We start from the raw sequence: 19,529 nt of genomic DNA, 5'->3' as shown, positions 1-19,529 counted from the left end.
CTGATTTTTGAACACAAACCGATAAGATTATGCTGGTGATTTCTGAGTTTAAAAAGCAGGTTAAAGATCCGACACGTAGGGAGGCTGCGCAGGAGCGCTTTCGACTGGCACGCCGGTTTTTAAATCCACTGTATCCACTCATCCTCAAGGGGTATGCCCATAGCAAGTGCACGGTGCAGGCGGCTTTTGGCCGTGCCATGTCACATACGCTGACCAATGTGATACAGGGTGAATATCCGGATTTTGAGATCGTGCCCGCCCTGGCCAAAATCAGCAACGGCATGTTGTCTCCGCTCGCGGTGAATACCTGTGTACGCACATCCAATACGATTCAGCTGAGCTGGAAAGTAACCGAATCTACCATCAAAGATTATAGCCAATGGGATGATCAGGTTATACTCTGTGCTTATGATATTATTGGCGAGCAGGCTGCGATCAATGAACAACAGGTGCTTCGGAGGGATGTCCAAATGACGATCGAGCTGCCATCCATCCTGCATGATAGACCGGTGCACCTGTACCTGTTCCTACATGATCGTGACGAAAACCTGTACTCCAGAAGTCAATACCTCGGTCTTTTCTAATTTAAATTTTGCGTATGAAATCAACGATAAAAGTACTTCGTACAAAACAGGGCAAGCATAGCACGCTTTCCGAGATCTACGTAAACAATCAGTTTGTCTGCTACGGGCTGGAGAATATTCCGCGTCCCGTGAAAATAAGGGGCGAGACCGCTATACCAGTAGGGCATTACCCGCTGGTTTTTAACCGCGACGGGGCAATGAATGGCCGTTACTACGACGATTACCCAAAGATGCATCGTGGTATGCTTGAAATACTTGATATTCATAATTTTAGCTATGTCTATTTCCATAAAGGGAATAGCTACAAAGAAACTGCTGGCTGTGTGCTGGTGGGCAATCAGTATGTACTGGAAGATGGTGACTACCGTCTGCTAGCCTCGGGCGTCGCCTATAAAAAGTTCTATCCGCTAGTGGCCGAACTAATGCTGCAGGGACTCGTCGAAGTACATGTCGAATGAGCGTCGCCCGATACAGGGCAAGTGAACACCGTTAAATAGAATAATCATGAAAAAAATCTTTAACAAAATAGGACAGGTGCTGCAGCTGCTGTTGGCGGCACCTGTTAAGCTACCGGGAAAGGTAGGGAATGTATTAAATTACCTGGCCTTGGGGCTTGGCATCGTGGAAACCGTATTGGATGAGGCTAAGTCGCATTCCGAGGTAGAAGATGGCAAGGAGCCGCAGGAAGGGAAATACAATCCGGACGATGGCGAAAGGTATCCGTCGGCACTGGATGAAACGATGTCGGCAGCTGTATCGCCTACCGATAAGGAACCTTCGGCGGGTGCCAGGGAGAATAGGTCCGTTAAAAATGGAAGCGAAGATACCGTAGAAAGGAGCGCGATGAATGAAAGTGAATGATATGCGCATCTCGGCCATCGGCGGTACCATCTGTTCCATCTGGGCCAGCATCTCGCTGGGCGATGTATTGCAGACCGCCCTGACGGCTGCCTTGGGTACCCTGGTCAGTTTCGCAACGAGTAGGCTACTGGCTAAATTGGGTAAGCGGAAAAAATGAGTTGAACAAAAAGGCGCACTGGATCGTGCGCCTTTTTGTAAGGCAACATCTTTATTTGTAAGGCAAATTCCCCAATATTTATCTTTTTTTTATTTCCGAAAACAGCCTATCGACATCTTTCTTGGCGAATAGCCCAGTTCCTTCCGCCATCGTGGTAGCCGAACCGCAGGCGATTCCCATCTGAAGGACATGCTCTAGATCGCCCTCTTGGGCTAAGACAGACACCATTCCAGCGACCATACTGTCACCTGCTCCCACGGTACTGCGCACCTTCACCACTGGGGAAGGTAGCTGGATTTTTTCTGTTTTTGAATATAATATAGCGCCCTGTGCACCTAGCGAGACCACGATTAGCATTGCTTTTCCCTCCGAAATTAGCTGCTTGGCGGCCATATCCAGATCGGAATGCCCCAATTCCTCTTTTCCCACAAGAGCAGCGAGCTCGCCGGCATTCGGTTTGATTAAAAAGACTCCTTCATCCAGTGCAAGGCGAAGTGCATCGCCAGATGTATCAATAATTATTTTACTGCCCTTCGTTTTGTACGTGTTGATCAGTGACCGTATAAACTCGGGCGGTACACCAGCCGGCATACTGCCGCTGATAACGACAAAATCCGGAATATAGGTGAGTTCCTCAATTGAATTCCTAATTCCCTCCAGCTCCTTGGATTCAACTTGTTCGCCTGGAAACCCGAATCGATATTGCTGATTCGTTGCGCTGTCAACCACGATAAAGTTTTCGCGGGTCTCGCCATTCACCCGAATAGGATGTATAGCAATATCTTCCAGCTTCAATAAGTTTTCGAGCAGACTGCCTGTCTTTCCCCCGGATGTAAACAAAGCAGTCGAAGCTAAACCAAGTCTTTTCAAGGCCCGAGATACGTTAATTCCTCCGCCACCAGGCTCATATACAGGTGCTTCACAACGTAATTTCTTTTCGGGAACGATATGTTGTACACTGGTACTCTTGTCTACGGATGGATTCAGGGTGATTGTTAAAATTGATTTTGCCATTTGTCTAAGTTATAAAGCTATTCAGAGATAAAATAGTGCATTGTTGAAATGCACTAGTCAGTAATCTAAATAAAGCTACTGATTTTTGTTGACAGTGTGCGGCCGTGATTTTTGTTGAATTGTGTTGTCGCTGATTTGTTAGAGAATACACTCAATTGTTTGATTTTCTTATTGATTTATCTGCATTTATTTTTTCTTGTAACATGCATTATTTGAATTTTTAAAGGCTTAAATAACCTGATATATTTTTATATTGGGATTTCCAATGATGTATGGTTTTAAGGAAGTCATAAAATCTGTATTGAATAATTTACTCACCAGATAACCCTGCGCTTCTTCCAGACTGTTAAACCCATGCAGGATGCGAACATCTTCGATATGTACCCATAGCTCATTACATAATGCCCCTTTGACCGTGGTTAAAAATGGTTCCTTATAAAGATTGAATACGGCGGTAATTCCGGCCCGATCCAATCCTTCAATTGTCAATGATATATCTAAATAAGCACTTGCCATGTTTATCTTTATTTATGATGAATGTTGTTGCGCACTCCTCGAGCGGTGCGGGGATGTTAGAAATAAAGATTGCCCAAATAGGGCAATCTCTATGAGCTTGTATTATACGACGGAGTAAATACGTACTTCAGGATTATCTTGAAGAAACGGTTTCAGCGCAACGACAACGTCATTGTTAAAAAGGGCTGTAGAAAGATATGCTTCAGCGTCCTCAACCGATTCAAAACCGTGTAGGACCTGAACATCTTCTGTCCTGACTAAAAGTTCTTTTGAGACAGCGCCCTTGATCGTTTCCAAAAATGGTGCTTTGTATGTGCTGTAAACACCTGCTGCAGACCGTCTGTCCGCATCATTTACTTTCAATGTGATTTCTAAATACGATTTTGCCATAATATTTTTGTTTAATCTGTTAATCAAATTTCCGATATCATAACAGGTGAAACAATGGTCAAAATGGAAAAGAAATGGTAGATTTAAGCAATCGATTTCCGAAATTCAGAAGGTGAAATTCCGGTATGTTTCTTAAAGTATTTTACAAAATAGGATGCATCATCGAATCCCATTTGGTAACCGATCTGGTTAATGTTGAGCTGGGAATAGAGCAGCAGGCGTTGTGCTTCCACAATGATTCGCTCCTGGATCATTTGTGAGGGAGTTTTGTTAAGAAGGTGCTGTGTAAGATCCGATAAGCTACGTGACGAAATTCCCAATAGGCTGGCATACGCTGCTACTGTCAGTCCTTTTTTATAGTTTTCAGTGATTAGGTTGATAAATTTGATCAGCTGCAGTCTTTTTTCATCAAATAGCTGCGCGTGCTGTCCTTCATGTCGCTCAGATGCACATTTTTTTCGTTGTATCTGTATCAGGAAATTATTTAAGTAATTCCGCAGCAGTTGTTCTTTTCCGAAATCCTCCTGATCTTCCAATTCACATTTCATCTGAGCAATGTATTCATCCAGTTTCTGCGCGCCCCCTTGGTCTATACAGCATGTCGGTTGCTGATAGAGGTTGTTAAATAGATTTGAATTGAGGAAAAAAGCTGTGGGATTTTCATTTTGAAATAAAAATACCTCATTGAAATGGATGAGTATTCCTTCATAATCCGTGTTTTCATCAAAATAATGCACTTGGTCTTTAGCAACAAAAAATATAGCATTTTCGAAGACCTCGTATTTGTTGAAATCAATCGCGTGTGTTCCTTTGCCTTTTTTAAACCAGATAATTTGGTAAAAGCTGTGGATGTGCGGCTTATTAACCTGACAATGGTTTTCAATTAAATGGCTTTTAAGATCAATAATTGCCACTTGGGGTTTGTCTGGCTGATGACGATTGAGGTGATATTCGGTAATTATATGTTTTCTTTCTTTGGCCATATCCTTTTCTTCACTCTTATGTATTGAATTTATACCTCTACAAACTTATGTACTGATCAGCTACTTTTTGTATTGAAAGTCTTTATTTGCTGAAATGTACCATTAATTTTCCTATTTGTGCCATAAAAACAAGATTGCAAAAGATGAATTTCGTTATTTAAAATTTTAGAGAACGATCATGGAAAAAAGATCTAACGAAAAGATAGTCATTGTGGGCGGCGGTTTGAGCGGTCTCTCATTAGCTTATTTTTTGGCAAAGAATAATATTCGTACTTCCGTATTTGAGGCATCCTCCAGATTGGGTGGACGTATCCAGACAACCAGGGGAGTTCTGGGTACTCCATTAGAGCTGGGAGCGACCTGGTTTTATGATATGCATAGGCAATTAAATGCGTTGATTGAAGAATTGGGATTAATCAAGTACCCTCAGTACGCAAAAGGTATTTCCTTATTTCAAACAGATCCGAATGATCCTCCACAACGTTTTTTTGTGCCCGAATCGGATCAAAACTCCTACAGATTGGCTGGCGGAACACAAACGCTTATAGATTCGTTAGTAAAAGAAATACCGGCGGATACGTTCTTTTTGAATACGAAGCTTACCCATATCCGCAACGACGGATCACAGATTCAGTTAGAAACTTCCAATGGTATAATTTTCGAAGCAGCGAAGGTGATAATTTGCATGCCTCCGCAACTGATTTCAAAACAGATTATTTTTACGCCAGATCTACCTGCAGCAATCAATACGCTTTTGCCCGCTGTTCAGACCTGGATGGGCGGTTCCGTCAAATTTACGCTCGAATACGAAACTCCATTTTGGCGAAAAAACGGTTTTTCAGGAATGGTTTATAGTCATACTGGTATTATCAGTGAGATGTACGATCATACGAATTATGAAGAGGACAAATTTGGGTTTACGGGATTTTTGAATCCGGGTTCAGCATACTTGTCGTCGGCAGCTCGAAAGGAACAAGTTCTGCATGAACTAAAGTCTCTTTTGAGTGTAGAGGCTACAACTCCAACGGCATTCTATGATAAAGTATGGACGGACGAGTTTATACTTGATGGTAGTCCCATTATAACGCGTCCACACCAAAACAACGGTCATCCCTTGTTGCAGCAGGCTTATATGGATGGGAAGCTTTATTTTGCTGCTACAGAAACTGCGAACGATTATCCGGGCTATATGGAAGGTGCTGTTGCTGCAGCCAATGCTGTGGCAAATAAATTAACGAGGAATATATCAAGTAAAAAGGATCTGTAAAGATCCTTTTTACTTGATAACTGTACTCAAATGCTGTTGTCTATTTTTGCCATAAATCACTATGACAAGTAAAGCAATGATAAGGAAGGGAACCACAGCAATATTTACACCCTGCCAGCCCCAATACCTGAGGATCCCTCCAGCCGAGAAACTAGAAGCGCTCATGACCGCAAATACAAGGAAATCATGAAATGCCTGTGTCTTTTCTTTCTCTTCCAGACTGTAAACCTGAGTAAGCAGGGTGGAGCCGCCAATATACATAAAGTTCCAGCCGATGCCGAGAAAGATTAGTCCGGAGATAAAATGCATAAAATCTGTTCCTGTCAATGCAAATGTTAGGTGAATAAGCAGTATAATAATCCCCATAAGTATGACTGTATGGACACCGTATTTTTTGATCAGTGTTCCAGTGAAGAATGAGGGTACAAACATACCTAACAGGTGCCACTGAATGACTGTTGCCGAAGCACTATCCGAATGACCGCAATGCTGCATGGCAATAGGGGTGGCCGTCATAATCATCGTCATAACCGAATAACCGACAGTTGATGATATTAGCGCAGTTACCGTATTTCTTTTACTGATAATTTCCTTTAATGGTCTTCCCGGAGACTTGGTTGATTCCAACTCAAGTAACTTTTTTCGTTCATCAAGCTTTAAGGAGTAGGTGACAAAAAATGCGATTAAACTCAATACTGTGACAGAAAGAAAAGAATAGGCGAATGTTGCACTTCCAATATGTTGCGTATAGCGTGCTAGGTTGGGCCCTATAATGGCTGCGGCCACGCCAGCTGCCATAACGATCGAAATAGCTTTTCCTTTGCTTTGTGTCGGTACCGAATCAGCGGCAGCAAAGCGGTAATATTGGGCGAAACCCTGGTAGCATCCGATGAGCATGGTTCCCATCACAAAGGCACCGAACGATTTTGCTGTAATGCCATAAAATGAAAGGAGGCCTGCTGCGATGCCAAAAAAGGTACCTAACATAAATGTCTTTCGCTGTCCAATTTTTTTCATAATCAGCGAAGCAGGTATCATCATGGCAGCGGTTCCGAGGGAAACCACGGAAGCCGGCAAGGTTGCTAGGCTTTCACTTGGTGCAAGCTGCAAGCCGACGAGAGCCGATAAGGTAGCTCCGATAAATGAGCAGGTTTGGTAGAGCGCTTGGGAAGATGAAAGCAGGAATACATTATTCCATTTTGTTGCAGTAGTCATCCTGCAAATATCTTTTGGAGATGCATCGAAGACAATGGACAAATTGGAAAAAATAAGGTAATTTTCAGCAGAAAAAGCAAAATGCTCTGCATATTAAAAGTTTAGGCTACTGGCTAAATTGGGCAAACGGAAATGATGAGTGGGATAATTAAGGCGCGCAGGATCGCGCGCCTAATACTTGCCTTTTTCGTACAATGTTTTACGTTTAGGAGGTCAACTTATCTTCTGTTTCAGACGTTAAAAAATCAGCATTATAAATACGGTCCTGTACATCTTTGGGCAGGGAAATCGTATCATTGATATATTTCTCGATTAACATATTGGCGATAGGGCCCGCCCATGTACCTCCGTATCCAGCGTTTTCAACAAAAACAGCTATGGCAATTTTGGGGTTATGTCTCGGAGCGAATGCAAAAAATACCGCATGGTTCTCCCCATGTGGGTTCTGTGCTGTGCCTGTCTTGCCACATATTTCAATACCTGGGATACGTAGCCGATATCCGGTTCCTCCCGGCAGATTGACGACGCGGCTCATCCCTTCGATGACCGGCTCATAATATTTTTCTTCCACGCCAGCATCCATCCGTTCTTTAAATTCTTCCTTGATTATTTTTTGTTCTCCTATTCCTTTGACGAGATGCGGACGATAATAGAAACCACGGTTGGCAACAATTGCCATTATATTGGCCATCTGCAGCGGTGTAATACCAAGCTCGCCTTGGCCGATTGAAAGCGATATATTATAGCCCGATTGCCATTTGGGGCTTCCAAATCGCCTGGTATAGAATTCGGACGTTGGTACAAGTCCAGTTTTCTCGCCGGGTAGATCGATTCCAAGCTTATGGCCTAATCCAAATTTTCCCAATGCCTCCCGCCATAATTCGTAGGCCTCGGGTGCTGGCATTCCTCTTGAATCAATCATTTTAGCAAATGTGTGACCGTAATAGGTATTACAGGAGCGCTGAATAGATTTAACGAGGTCTGTCGGGCCGTCTACGTGCTCACACCGCATGACGGCATTTCCTTTACCGTAGCGGTATCCTCCGGGGCAGTTGAAAATAGTGTGTTGGTCGATCACACCGGCCTGTTGGGCGGTTAAGGCTGCAACCACTTTAAAAGCCGAACCCGGAGGGTAATAGGCCTGAATCGGACGGTTAAATAAAGGCTGATTCTGATCCTTTAGTAGCTTTGCGTAATTATTACCTCTTTCCCTGCCCACCATCATATTGGGGTCATAGGAGGGGGCGCTTACATAGGTGAGTATTTCACCTGTAGCAGGTTCTATGGCGACTACAGCACCTTTTTTTCTACTCATCAGCTTTTCTGCCAGTTGCTGTAGGTCGCGGTCAATAGTTGCGATAAGGCCCTCTCCAGAAACCGCCAAGGTATCATATTTGCCATCCATGAAGGAGCCTTTTGGACGGTTTAGTACATCAACCAATGTATTGGTGATCCCACGTTTGCCCCTGAGAAGTGTTTCATACGAACGCTCTATTCCCGTGGCACCGATGTAATCACCGGAACGATAGAAACCTTTGGACCGTGCGATGTCACGTTCGTTCACTTCCTGGATAAATCCGAGCAGTTGAGGGGCGACAGGAGCAGGGTATTTCCGTACCGTACGATGTTGCACATAGAATCCCGGCAATTCATACAGGTGCTCCTGCAACTTCGCATAGGTTTTGACGGATAATTGTTTTTCAAAAATAGAGGCGCGATAGGGCGAAAACTTTTTTGCTTGGGCTATGCGTGTATGGTATCCCGCTACATCAATATCAATGAGCTGGCACAAAAGAGCTGTGTCTATATTTTTCATTTCGCGGGGCACCACCATCAGGTCATACACGGATGTATTTCGTACCAGAACCTTACCATTACGATCATAGATAACACCTCTACCCGGGTAGATCATTTCCCGCCGTAGTACATTATTATTCGCAGACATCCAATACGATTTATCGATAACCTGCATGTAAAAAAGTCGAATGACAAAGACCAGGATAACAGTGATGAAAATCCCTGAAATCACAAATTTACGTTCAAAATAGTTTCTCATATCATAAATAAATTGTCCCGACAGAAAATAAAGCTTACCCACACCGATCGGAACAGGTGTAACAAAGCTCTCCCTAAAGATTCTTTAAGGATGCAAGCTCATGACTAAAATGTCACAAATAAAAAAGAAGGATTCCTTTAGATGTTAAGTAAATCTTAACAGGAGATAACTCTTGATATTCCAATAAATTTTTGGAACTCACAAAATGAAAATGTGATTGGCACAAATCTAAACAAGATTTACTACAATAAATTATTTATAAGGATATATCTGTAAATCCGTATTGTAAGATTTTTATGACGGGTTTTGGGCCTCTATGGAAACTATTGAATTTAAAGCAGATAATTTATCGTATTCATTGGCCAAGATTGACAGCCCAGTTGATCTTAATCATTGCTGTAGGTAGACAAGGTCTTTGCTCAGGCAGTGTTCTTCCCAGGGTAGTGTTATAAGCTGGCTATGCGCGTTTTGGGGAATAATACTTTTTGATGTCGGCAGGTAAAAATGGTTTTTGTTACCACTCCTCAGGGTATCGCGTAGATCGGGGATCTTTTTGAGGTTGCGCTGTAAGGCTGCAAAAAAAGCTTTTGCAGATTTGTCCGCTTGTTTCATGATCTGCCGTAAGTGGATGATTTCTCTTGTCCGGTCCGTTTCAAAACCACCGCTTCCTGCAATGGTATATTCGGCTACAGGCGAGTCATAGAAGACACCTGAATCTACGCTGGTTTCCTGATCTGAAAAAGGATAGGTGGACAGATAAAAACCATGATAATCCGCTGATGAAAAGCTTTCCAGGAACGCCGACTCATTTTCCTTGTTATATTTGACATAATTCCGCCGGCCTGAACGACGGTTTATCTTCTCAATATAGGCGTGCGCACCATGTTTTTCCATCGTTTCTCCGCAATACTGAAAAAACAGCTCCGCAGGTATAGCAATCCAAAAGTATTGACTCATTTTCTTTCTTGTGTTTAATTTAACTTCAATGTGTATTTGCTCGATTGCGGATCGTGTTACTGCGGTATTTCTTCTGACAGAATTTCGTTTCCAGCCTTATCGTAATATATACAGCGCATCTTGTCAAGAAAGACAGTCCATTTTTTTATACCACATGCTGCGCACATCGCCATAAAAGTGGGGTAATCTGTTTTGCCCTGTTGATGCTCTTTTAAACCTTTTTTGAACTGTTCTACATTAACAGGTTCACCAATGGTCAATGGATCATGATTAGCTGGTGAGCTGGCTTTGTGGTCATTAGGCCCATAATAATCGCTATGGCCATCCGCAACAAAAACGTCGTAAGCGGCAACACCTAATTTTTTGATTTCCCGAATATACACAGGAAAGTCTGCCCCTGATTTTACTTGGCTATGCGCTGTTTTAATTTGTTCTACTGTAAACATTTTTTCTTGATTTATAACTGTTAAACCCTTTATTGGCCAACCGAGATGCGGAGGTTATCTTATTTTTTATTATCTTAATGGAACTAAAGATAATGAAACAGACGTAAAATAATGCTTGAACAGTTCAAAAAACACCTGGATAAATTTATAAAAATTTCCGATGATGAATTTGTTGATATAACCGGATATTTTGAGCGGCAGAGACTTAAGAAGAAAGAAAACGTACTGACCGAAGGGCAGATCTGCAAAGCAAGTTATTTTGTACTGGATGGAATATTACGAAAATTTTTTATCAATGAAAAGGGTGTACAGCAGACGACTGAATTCGCGATTGAAAATTGGTGGATGACAGAGACTTTCTCGTATATAAATCAGACTGCCACAGAATTTTATATCCAGGCTGTACAGCCTACGGAAGTACTGGTCATTCGCCAGCATGCCTTCGATGATCTACTGGAAAAGCACCCCGTCATGGAGAAGTATTTTCGCATGGTGTACCAGAAAGCGTATGCCGCAGCACAGATGCGTGTCAAGCTGCTTTACGAGCACTCCAGGGAGGAACTATACCGTCAATTCCTCAAGAATCAGCCTGCATTCCTCCAGCGCGTACCTCAATATCTCGTGGCTTCCTACCTAGGCTTTACACCCGAGTATCTCAGCGAAATCCGCAAAAAGAATTTTTCTTAAACCCGTTTAGGTTTTTCCGGTTCTCCATTATCCAAATTTGTAGTATCAAATTAAAAATAAAAGACATGGAAAAACGAATCAACATCAGCACCCATAATTATGAAATCAGTTCTTGGTTTCCTTAAATTGGGCAGGTGTAACACCTACCAATTTTTTAAACAAACGGGTAAAATATGAAGGGCTTTCAAATCCCAGATCATAGGCAATGCCAGAAATGTTGCTGTCCGATCCTAGCAATAGATTTTTCGCCTCTTTGATTAGGTAAATATGGACATGTTCGAGAGCGGTTTTTCCGGTTTCCTGTTTAAGAAGGTCGCTCAGATACCTGCTTGATAAAAAAAGTTCTCCCGCAAGGTAATTTACGGTGGGCAAACCTTCTTTAAGGTGCAGCTTCTTATCAAAATAGTTCTGTAATACTGTCTGAAACCTTTTTAGCGTGGTTCCCGAAACGTTATTACTTCGATCCACAAACTGTCTTTTATAAAAGCGGTCGGAATATTTTAGGATGGAATCAATATGTGACAGTATAATTTCACGGCTGAATTCATCTGAGTTTTCGCCATATTCCTTGCGTATTTTTTCATAGAGTTCCCACATGATAGCCTCCTCAGCAGGAGATAGGTGCAGGGCTTCATTTATTTCATACTCAAAATAGCCATAGTTTTTGATCTGGTCATGCAGAATATGGCCGGCCAGATAATCCTCATGAAAAAATATAACAAAACCCTTTTCTGCAAACTGTACATTACTGACCTCAATAATCTGCCTTGGCTTCATAAAAACGGTAGATCCATTACTGTGGTCATATTTCGTTTTGCCATATAACACATAGCCCGATTTGATCTTTTTCAGAGCAACCATATAAAAGTCTCCGGTGAACCTGTCTTCTCCGACCGAATAGGTCATAAGTTCTTTACAGGTCATCAGGCTCAATAGTGGATGCTTGGGAGTTTCAAAGCCACTTTTTTCATGAAGTTCGGTTATGCTTTTATAATGATTGATCTTTTCCAATGTCTCTAATTTTAGGCATTTGCTTGTTGAAATGTTTCAAAATTACATTTTCGTAAATCTGTGCTATTCTTCCGCTGATATGGAGTAGAGCAGAGGCTGGTTCTGGATATAACTTTGTCTTATCAAAATAACAAATAATAATTTAAACAATAACAACATGGCAAAGACAATTTTTATAACAGGAGCAACTTCAGGATTTGGAAAACTTTGGACAGAAGCACTGTTGCAACGTGGGGACAACGTGGTGGCAACTTCCAGAAAAGCGAATGCTTTTACAGCATTATCAGAAAAGTATGGTGATCAATTTTTACCGTTACAGCTGGATATTACCGATAGAGAAGCTGTATTTGCTACCGTAAACAAAGCCAAGGAACATTTCGGTCAGCTTGATGTAGTGATCAACAATGCTGGGTATGGCGTTTTTGGTGCAGTGGAAGAAATCGGTGAAAAAGTAGCCCGGGATGTTTTCGATGCAAATCTGTTCGGAACACTATGGGTGACACAGGCGGCACTGCCGATCCTCAGAGCACAGGGACATGGGCATATCATCCAGCTTTCCAGTGTACTTGGTGTATGGAGCCTTCCTACTTTAGGCATTTACAACGCCACAAAATTTGCTGTGGAAGGATTGAGTGAAGCGCTGGCCAGTGAGGTAAAAGATTTTGGCATCCATGTAACGCTGATCGAACCAAATGGCTATAAAACAGAATTTGGTGGAAGCTCAGCAGTATTTGGCGATCAGTTGGATGTGTATAATCCGCTGAAAGAAAGCCTAACTAAAATTGAAGGACTTGGCCCTGATGATTACGGTACTCCGGAAGCTACTGTTCCTGCAATCTTAAAACTGATTGACAGTGAAAATCCACCGTTAAGATTATTCCTCGGTAAATTGGGTTATGTCAAAACAGAAAGGGTGTATGGTGAAAAACTTCAACAGTGGAAGGAATGGAAAGATGTTTCAGAAGCAGCGCACGGATAATCCCGTGCTTTTTTACACATAGTTAAACATCGTTATGAAAGCCCAAAAAATAGAATATTTACACATCAGCACCCTGCTCGCCTTTATCCTCATTCCGCTTGGAGGACTTACCACCGATATTTATATTCCCTCGCTGCCGGCGGTGAGGGCTGACCGGCGGCGGTATTTACGTCATTAGCTCCATTGCCAGTTACGGCCTGATCAATTTATTTGTGATAAAAAATGTTCAGAGCATTGCAATGGTTAATCTACTGATCGTGGTTTTGACTTTCCTTGGGATTTTTATTTTTAAAAGATCAGTCGTTAGACGGGGATGAAATTGAAAGATTCAAGTAAACAATAATAAATAATAAGAATATGAAAACTATTACAGTTCCAAACAAAGAACAATTGAGCGAAGAAGCTCAGGTCATTTTATCATCAGTAGAGAAAAAAATGGGCAAGATCCCGAACCTGTATGCTACTATCGGATACTCTTCATCAGCTTTAAAATCGATGCTGGAAACAGAAGCAGCCTTAGCGCATCATTCTTCTTACACCGCAAAGGAAAGGGAAGCGATCAACTTGGTTGTGTCCCAGGTTAATGCTTGTGATTACTGTCTTGCTGCACATACCATGCTGGCTAAATTAAATGGTTTTAGTGAGGAGGACACTTTAGCAATCAGAAGGGGAAGTGTTGGGGATGTTAAATTGGATGCCATTATAAAACTTGCCCAATCGATCGCAAACAATAAAGGTAATGCCGGAAATGCTGCACTGGAAGACTTCTATAAAGCTGGTTTGGATGAGAAGGCGCTCGTAGAACTTACAGCCTTGGTTGCTCTTCGAAGTTTTACGAATTATGTTTTTGCAAATACCCAGATCCCGATTGATTTTCCGGCAGCAAAAAGTTTATAATAAGTGTTTAATTGAAGTGTTGGTGAGAGCTCCTTTTAGAAATTGAAGGAGCTCTCTTTTTTAACTAAGGTGTAGAGCTAAAGCTATATCGTAATTATGTGCTATTCTTCAGCTGAAATGAGTTAGTGTATGAGTATGGATAACGATAATTTTGGATTAACAAAAAAAGAAAAAATAATGAGTAAAATAATTTTTATAACAGGAGCTTCCAAAGGATTTGGAAAATTATGGGCTGAGGCCTTGCTTAAAAGAGGCGATAAAGTTGCTGCTTCGGCTAGAAATACCGATGCGTTGCAGGATTTAAAAGAGAAGTACGGTGACAGCATTCTTCCTGTGAAACTGGATGTCAACAACCGTACAGAAGTTTTTGAAGTGGTGGAGAAAGTAGAAAAACACTTTGGAAGAATTGATGTTTTGATTAATAATGCTGGTTTTGGTTTATTTGGAACGACGGAAGAAACAACAGAACAGCAGGCGAGAGACCAAATGGAAACTAATTTTTTTGGTTCACTTTGGGTAGCACAAGCAATTTTACCGGTGATGAGAAAACAAAGAAGTGGACATATTATTCAGATTTCCAGCTTTTTGGGATTAACGACGCTACCGCTTTTAGGATTATACAATGCTTCAAAGTTTGCAGTCGAAGGATTAATTGAAACGATTGGTTCAGAAACAGCACATTTAGGAATCAAAACCACATTAATTGAACCTAATGGATTTGCAACGGATTGGGCAGGAGCTTCAGCGGTTCAGACTTCCTCGGATATTACCGATTACAATCCAGTACGAGAGGCATTTGCGGAAACAGGGGATAACCCTGATACATGGGGAAAACCTGAAGCGACAGTAGAGCCAGTTTTGAATCTTATTGACAATCAAAATCCTCCACAAAGATTATTGTTCGGTAAAATTGCATATCACGTTGTCAATGAGGTTTACACCAAAAGATTGAATGATATCCAAAATTGGAAAGAGGTCAGCATTGCCGCACATGGGCACTAGATTTATTAGGAATGATGCGCGCAAAAAAATTGTTTTCTTGCTACAGTTGTACTGCTTTGCTTTTTTAGCTTAACTTCAGAGAATCAGTTGTAATAGAAAGAGATTGTCGAACATTCGATAAAAAAATAAAATGAAACATTATAAAACCCTTACAGAATTGCACAGCGGAAATGGCTGGGACGCTCCGGAGCACCCGCTCTTTAGTATGATTGGCTGTCAGGCGGCCTGTCCGTTGGGAAATAGGGAATTTACCACAGATTGCTACATCATCGCTTTCAAAAAAATAAAATCAGGGATGTTTATGTATGGACGTACAAAATACGACCATGATAATGGCTGTCTATTTTTTGCCAAACCACGGCAGATCATTGAAATGAAAGACCTTGAATTTGAAGAAAAAGGCTATATGTTGATGATTCATGAAGATTATCTGAACGGTCACGAGCTCTTTAAAAGCATTAACAATTATGGCTTCTTTGACTACGATGTAACGGAAGCGCTGCAACTTTCTCCAAAAGAAGAGCAGATTATTCTGGAGCTTCATGCGAAAATTCAGGGTGAATATTTTAATAATCCCGATGAATACAGCCGTGAGATTATCTTGAGTCATATATCATCGATTTTGAAATATGCACAGCGCTTTTACAAAAGACAGTTTATCGACCGAGAACAGGTTATTGGGAAAACAGCATCAAGATTTAATGATATCCTTAAAAAATATATTGGTGAAGGAGGTCTGGAAAAAAACGGGTTGCCAAGCGTTACCTATATTGCCGAACAGCTGTTTATTTCGCCACGTTATTTAAGTGACGTACTGAAACAGGAAACAGGAAAAACTGCTTTGGATCTCATTCATATATTTTTGATTTCGGAGGCTAAAAATCTATTGAGATTGGGAGAGAAGGGAGTTGCGGAGATAGCCTATCACTTAGGATTCGAGAATGCTTCTTATTTTACAAAATTATTTAAGAAACAGACAGGTCTGAGACCTTTGGAATTCAGAAAATCACAGCTAAACTAATTACTGCAATTCTTCTTGTTAAAGTCACAATGAAACTTCATTAGTTTCATTGTGACTTTTTTAATGATCCGATCCACGGATAATTACCAATATGATGACTTTTTCGTTGGTGGCGAACAAGCAACTTTTGCTTAAAGAAGAGCTAAACATTTCTGGATGATCCTCCGTTACTGGAGGATTTTACATTTCTGTACATCTGTGCTATTCTTTCCGTAAAATGAACTATTTATCTGCTGCAGTGCAATATAACTTTGCTATATCAACAACACAGCAAGTTATGAAGATACGAATTGGTTTGATAGCATTTATGGCAGCCGTTTCATCGGTAAAAGCACAGCTCATTCCCGTAGCAAGGAGTGCCAATACAATCTGGGCAGACGCTTGATGGATTGATGACAATGGATTTCTATGGATTCCGACAGGTCAGCAGAACCGTTTGGCGGAATTTCAAAATGAAAAAGTAAAGTGAAATTTCCAGTGGTGATTTATAAGCTGAAAATCTATGCGAAACCATTAAGAAATTAGATTCAGTTCAAGATTTAAATTAAGGTAATTCAAATAAATAACATTAACAAAATATCAATATTATGAAAGCAATTGTATTAAAAGAAGCCGGAAATGTAGACAATTTAGCATACGTAGAAATGGCAAAACCAACCATCAACGACGGTGAAGTATTAATTAAAGTAATAGCCATAAGCATCAATCCGGTAGATGTAAAAAGCCGTGCCGGAAAAGGAGTTTACGGAAAAATTAAAACAGAAAATCCATTGATTTTGGGTTGGGATATTTCCGGAATAGTAGAAGAAACTAAAAGTTCAGCTTTTAAAGTTGGCGATGAAGTTTTCGGAATGGTCAATTTTCCAGGCCACGGAAAGGCGTATGCAGAATATGTCGCAGCTCCGGCCAATCAATTAGCTATAAAGCCCAAAAATATCTCTTTTGAAGACGCCGCGGCTTCCACTTTGGTTGCGCTAACTGCGTATCAGGCTTTAGTTCACCATGCAAACGTTCAGCAAGGGCAAAATGTTTTGGTCCACGCAGCTTCTGGTGGAGTAGGACATATCGCTGTACAGATTGCCAAATATTTAGGGGCGAAAGTGACGGGAACTTCTTCCTCAAAAAATAAAGATTTTGTCTTGAGTTTAGGTGCAGATTCACATATCGATTATCACGTCTTCGACTGGAAATCAGCAGGCAGAACTTTTGATTTTGTATTGGATACAATTGGCGGGGACAATATCGACCATTCGCTCGAAGTGACCAAAGAAGGCGGTTCCATCATCAGTATTCCGACAGGTCTGAACGAAGATGTAACTTCAAAAGCAGAATCCAAAGGTGTGAACGGTTATTTTATTCTTGTACAGTCAAGCGGAGAGGATATGAAACAGATCGCTTCTTTATTGGAAAGTGGCGTTGTAAAACCTCATGTTTCCAAATCTTTTCCCTTTGAGCAAATGAGAGCAGCGCATCTTGAACAGGAAACGGGGAGAACGGTTGGTAAAATCGTGATTACGCTATAAATTGTTTCAGCATTAGAATCAGCACTTTACTGTACCTAGAATCCTTTTTATATGCTCTTCGCGGTTGTAGCGCCGAGCCTGGCCTTCTATCTGCAGTCGACGCTCTGGTAGCACGGATCGGGTATATTAGATGATGTATTATTAGCGGGATAACATAAGAGCCTTTTGTAAAAAAGGCTCTTATGTTATCTCGGCGAAATACGCAAAAAGAATTTTTCTTAAACCCGTTTAAGTTTTTCGGGCTCTTCATTTTCCAAATTTGTAGTATCAAATTAAAAAAAAAGAAACATGGAAAAACGAATCAACATCAGTACAACAGAACCACAGGCTTTCAAAGCAATGTTAGGGTTGGAAGGTTATCTTTCGAAAATTGAGATCGCGCAAACGCTTAAAGAGCTCGTCAAAATCCGTGCATCACAGATCAACAACTGTGCGTACTGTATCAGCATGCACACCAAGGATGCCATTAAAAACGGTGAAAGACCCGAGCGTATCTTTTTGTTGAGTGCCTGGAGGGAAGCGACCAAATTTTTTACCGAAGAGGAGCAGGCCATACTTGCAATGACAGAGGAAATAACCCTTATTCACCAGCAGGGATTAAGTGAAGAGACCTACAGTAAGGCATCCCAATTTTTTACTGAAAATCAGATTGCTCAGATCATTATGCTCATCGTGACCATCAATAGCTGGAACCGCATTGCCTTGAGTACGCATCTGCAAATAGAAGATTAAAGATCAGAAATAAAGGGGTCTGTGGCTATAAACCAGATGTATTACTTTAGATCCCTTTATGGCAAAAACCCTAAAGGACACATGAATGTCAAAACAGGGCATTTCAAAAATTTGATCGACAGTGGTTTCCAAAAAATTAGAACAAGGCCCGGTAAAAGCATTGGAACGGAACGAATTCTAGTACAACATCGCAAACCTTCGGAAGAGAACGGAAAAGTGAACTCCACAACAAAGAAAATTTGAACTGCACAACAAAACGGCGTAACAGTTATTCCACGAATTTTGTAGAAGAATAAAAACAAAGGGTTATGTGGACAAAAAGTAATATACCTGATTTATCAGGGAAAATAGCAATCGTGACGGGATCAAACACGGGTATAGGGTTTGAAACAGCAAAAGCATTGTTTGAAGCAGGTGCACAGGTGACCATCGCTGCACGAGATGTACAAAAAGCAAAAAATGCGATCCAAAAAATCCAATCCGACACGGCTGGGACCGGAACATTGGACTATGGAAAGCTCGACCTTGCAAACATTGGACAGGTTCGGGAATTTGCAGATCTCTTTGTGCAAAAGCATACAAAACTGGATATACTCGTCAACAATGCCGGAGTAATGGTGCCTCCAGCTGCTAAAACGGAGGACGGATTTGAATTGCAGTTCGGTGTAAACTTTATGGGGCATTTTGCGCTGACAGGATATCTGCTGCCGCTGCTTAAGCAGACCGCTAACGCCCGGGTAGTGACACTTTCCAGTGGGGCGGCTACGTTGGTGGATAGCATAGATTTTGACAACCTCAGATTGGAAAAGAGTTATGATGAATGGCGTGAATATGCGGTGAGCAAGCTGGCAGATATCTTGTTTAGCTATGAGCTGGAGAGGAGATTCAGGAATGCCGCTATGCCAGCGATTGCTGTGGCAGCGCACCCTGGTGTTACGCGAACCGATTTACAGCGGAATATACCGGGTGAAAATCTGGAAGGCATGTTTGCTGCATATGATCAGGTGATGGAGCCATGGCAGGGAGCCCTGCCCAGTTTATTTGCCGCGACAGATGTGTCGGCTGAAGGCGGGAAATTCTACGGCCCGAATGGTCCGAAAGAATATGCGGGATATCCGGCGCTATCAAATCATCATACCGCAGCGATGAACGATGAAGCGCTTGCCAAAAGGCTCTGGGAATATGCGGAAAACTCCATACAATTGACCTACAAATTCTAATAGTTGATCTA

At 41.5% G+C, this 19,529-nt stretch carries 21 protein-coding genes; 12 read left to right on the top strand and 9 right to left on the bottom strand.

Features of this window, described 5'->3' with window-relative positions; translation table 11 throughout:
* The first annotated feature begins 29 nt into the window (after nucleotides 1–29).
* Genes BGP15_RS17815 through BGP15_RS17805 form a run of 3 tightly spaced genes read left to right on the top strand, consistent with a single transcriptional unit; the run spans nucleotide 30 to nucleotide 1,445 of the window.
* A complete protein-coding gene (locus BGP15_RS17815; protein ID WP_286770336.1) occupies nucleotides 30–584 on the top strand; it encodes a DUF6266 family protein in 555 nt (184 codons plus the stop codon).
* Nucleotides 585–598: 14 nt separating this feature from the next.
* A complete protein-coding gene (locus BGP15_RS17810) occupies nucleotides 599–1,042 on the top strand; it encodes a DUF5675 family protein (RefSeq protein ID WP_286770335.1) in 444 nt (147 codons plus the stop codon).
* 46 nt (nucleotides 1,043–1,088) lie between these two features.
* Nucleotides 1,089–1,445, top strand: coding sequence for a hypothetical protein (locus BGP15_RS17805; protein ID WP_286752144.1), 357 nt, complete (start codon nucleotides 1,089–1,091; stop codon nucleotides 1,443–1,445).
* A gap of 235 nt (nucleotides 1,446–1,680) precedes the next feature.
* Here BGP15_RS17805 and BGP15_RS17800 read toward each other — a convergent pair whose 3' ends face one another.
* The 4 genes from BGP15_RS17800 to BGP15_RS17785 all read right to left on the bottom strand — a co-directional run bounded on the left by BGP15_RS17800 (nucleotide 1,681) and on the right by BGP15_RS17785 (nucleotide 4,505).
* Nucleotides 1,681–2,616, bottom strand: a complete 936-nt coding sequence (locus tag BGP15_RS17800; RefSeq protein WP_286770334.1) for a 1-phosphofructokinase family hexose kinase — start codon at nucleotides 2,614–2,616, stop codon at nucleotides 1,681–1,683.
* A 228-nt stretch (nucleotides 2,617–2,844) separates the two neighbouring features.
* Nucleotides 2,845–3,132: a hypothetical protein gene (locus BGP15_RS17795; protein WP_286770333.1), complete on the bottom strand. Its 288-nt coding sequence runs from the start codon at nucleotides 3,130–3,132 to the stop codon at nucleotides 2,845–2,847.
* A gap of 102 nt (nucleotides 3,133–3,234) precedes the next feature.
* A complete protein-coding gene (locus BGP15_RS17790) occupies nucleotides 3,235–3,522 on the bottom strand; it encodes a hypothetical protein (protein ID WP_286770332.1) in 288 nt (95 codons plus the stop codon).
* An 83-nt stretch (nucleotides 3,523–3,605) separates the two neighbouring features.
* Nucleotides 3,606–4,505: an AraC family transcriptional regulator gene (locus tag BGP15_RS17785; protein WP_286770331.1), complete on the bottom strand. Its 900-nt coding sequence runs from the start codon at nucleotides 4,503–4,505 to the stop codon at nucleotides 3,606–3,608.
* Between the two features lie 178 nt (nucleotides 4,506–4,683).
* Between BGP15_RS17785 and BGP15_RS17780 the strand changes: the two genes are divergently transcribed.
* A complete protein-coding gene (locus BGP15_RS17780; RefSeq protein ID WP_286770330.1) occupies nucleotides 4,684–5,772 on the top strand; it encodes a flavin monoamine oxidase family protein in 1,089 nt (362 codons plus the stop codon).
* Between the two features lie 9 nt (nucleotides 5,773–5,781).
* Here BGP15_RS17780 and BGP15_RS17775 read toward each other — a convergent pair whose 3' ends face one another.
* The 4 genes from BGP15_RS17775 to BGP15_RS17760 form a co-directional block, all read right to left on the bottom strand.
* Entirely contained in the window at nucleotides 5,782–6,987 is a 1,206-nt protein-coding gene (locus BGP15_RS17775; protein ID WP_286770329.1) for an MFS transporter, read from the bottom strand.
* A 205-nt stretch (nucleotides 6,988–7,192) separates the two neighbouring features.
* A complete protein-coding gene (mrdA, locus tag BGP15_RS17770; protein WP_286770328.1) occupies nucleotides 7,193–9,043 on the bottom strand; it encodes a penicillin-binding protein 2 in 1,851 nt (616 codons plus the stop codon).
* Between the two features lie 390 nt (nucleotides 9,044–9,433).
* Nucleotides 9,434–10,000 carry a hypothetical protein gene (locus BGP15_RS17765; RefSeq protein ID WP_286770327.1) on the bottom strand — a complete coding sequence of 189 codons (567 nt, stop codon included), beginning with the start codon at nucleotides 9,998–10,000 and terminating at the stop codon, nucleotides 9,434–9,436.
* A 56-nt stretch (nucleotides 10,001–10,056) separates the two neighbouring features.
* On the bottom strand, nucleotides 10,057–10,446 hold the full coding sequence (locus tag BGP15_RS17760) for a DUF1398 domain-containing protein (RefSeq protein ID WP_286770326.1): 390 nt from the start codon (nucleotides 10,444–10,446) through the stop codon (nucleotides 10,057–10,059).
* 111 nt (nucleotides 10,447–10,557) lie between these two features.
* On the opposite strand from BGP15_RS17760, the gene BGP15_RS17755 reads away from it, so the two are divergent.
* On the top strand, nucleotides 10,558–11,133 hold the full coding sequence (locus BGP15_RS17755; protein ID WP_286770325.1) for a Crp/Fnr family transcriptional regulator: 576 nt from the start codon (nucleotides 10,558–10,560) through the stop codon (nucleotides 11,131–11,133).
* Nucleotides 11,134–11,238: 105 nt separating this feature from the next.
* Here BGP15_RS17755 and BGP15_RS17750 read toward each other — a convergent pair whose 3' ends face one another.
* A complete protein-coding gene (locus tag BGP15_RS17750) occupies nucleotides 11,239–12,144 on the bottom strand; it encodes a helix-turn-helix domain-containing protein (RefSeq protein WP_286770324.1) in 906 nt (301 codons plus the stop codon).
* A 157-nt stretch (nucleotides 12,145–12,301) separates the two neighbouring features.
* On the opposite strand from BGP15_RS17750, the gene BGP15_RS17745 reads away from it, so the two are divergent.
* The 7 genes from BGP15_RS17745 to BGP15_RS17715 all read left to right on the top strand — a co-directional run bounded on the left by BGP15_RS17745 (nucleotide 12,302) and on the right by BGP15_RS17715 (nucleotide 19,518).
* Complete coding sequence (locus BGP15_RS17745) at nucleotides 12,302–13,123, top strand: SDR family NAD(P)-dependent oxidoreductase (protein ID WP_286770323.1); 822 nt, start codon at nucleotides 12,302–12,304, stop codon at nucleotides 13,121–13,123.
* Nucleotides 13,124–13,480: 357 nt separating this feature from the next.
* Entirely contained in the window at nucleotides 13,481–14,020 is a 540-nt protein-coding gene (locus BGP15_RS17740; protein ID WP_286770322.1) for a carboxymuconolactone decarboxylase family protein, read from the top strand.
* A gap of 129 nt (nucleotides 14,021–14,149) precedes the next feature.
* Nucleotides 14,150–15,022, top strand: a complete 873-nt coding sequence (locus BGP15_RS17735; protein WP_286770321.1) for an SDR family NAD(P)-dependent oxidoreductase — start codon at nucleotides 14,150–14,152, stop codon at nucleotides 15,020–15,022.
* A 130-nt stretch (nucleotides 15,023–15,152) separates the two neighbouring features.
* Entirely contained in the window at nucleotides 15,153–16,043 is an 891-nt protein-coding gene (locus BGP15_RS17730) for a helix-turn-helix domain-containing protein (protein WP_286770320.1), read from the top strand.
* 587 nt (nucleotides 16,044–16,630) lie between these two features.
* Nucleotides 16,631–17,566, top strand: coding sequence for an NADP-dependent oxidoreductase (locus BGP15_RS17725; protein WP_286770319.1), 936 nt, complete (start codon nucleotides 16,631–16,633; stop codon nucleotides 17,564–17,566).
* Nucleotides 17,567–17,854: 288 nt separating this feature from the next.
* Entirely contained in the window at nucleotides 17,855–18,298 is a 444-nt protein-coding gene (locus tag BGP15_RS17720) for a carboxymuconolactone decarboxylase family protein (RefSeq protein ID WP_286770318.1), read from the top strand.
* A 308-nt stretch (nucleotides 18,299–18,606) separates the two neighbouring features.
* Nucleotides 18,607–19,518, top strand: a complete 912-nt coding sequence (locus tag BGP15_RS17715) for an oxidoreductase (protein WP_286770317.1) — start codon at nucleotides 18,607–18,609, stop codon at nucleotides 19,516–19,518.
* The last annotated feature ends 11 nt before the right edge of the window (nucleotides 19,519–19,529 follow it).

The organism is Sphingobacterium sp. 40-24, assembly GCF_001899705.1.
Taxonomy (GTDB): Bacteria; Bacteroidota; Bacteroidia; order Sphingobacteriales; family Sphingobacteriaceae; genus Sphingobacterium; species Sphingobacterium multivorum.
This window is presented reverse-complemented; position numbering and strand designations above follow the sequence as displayed.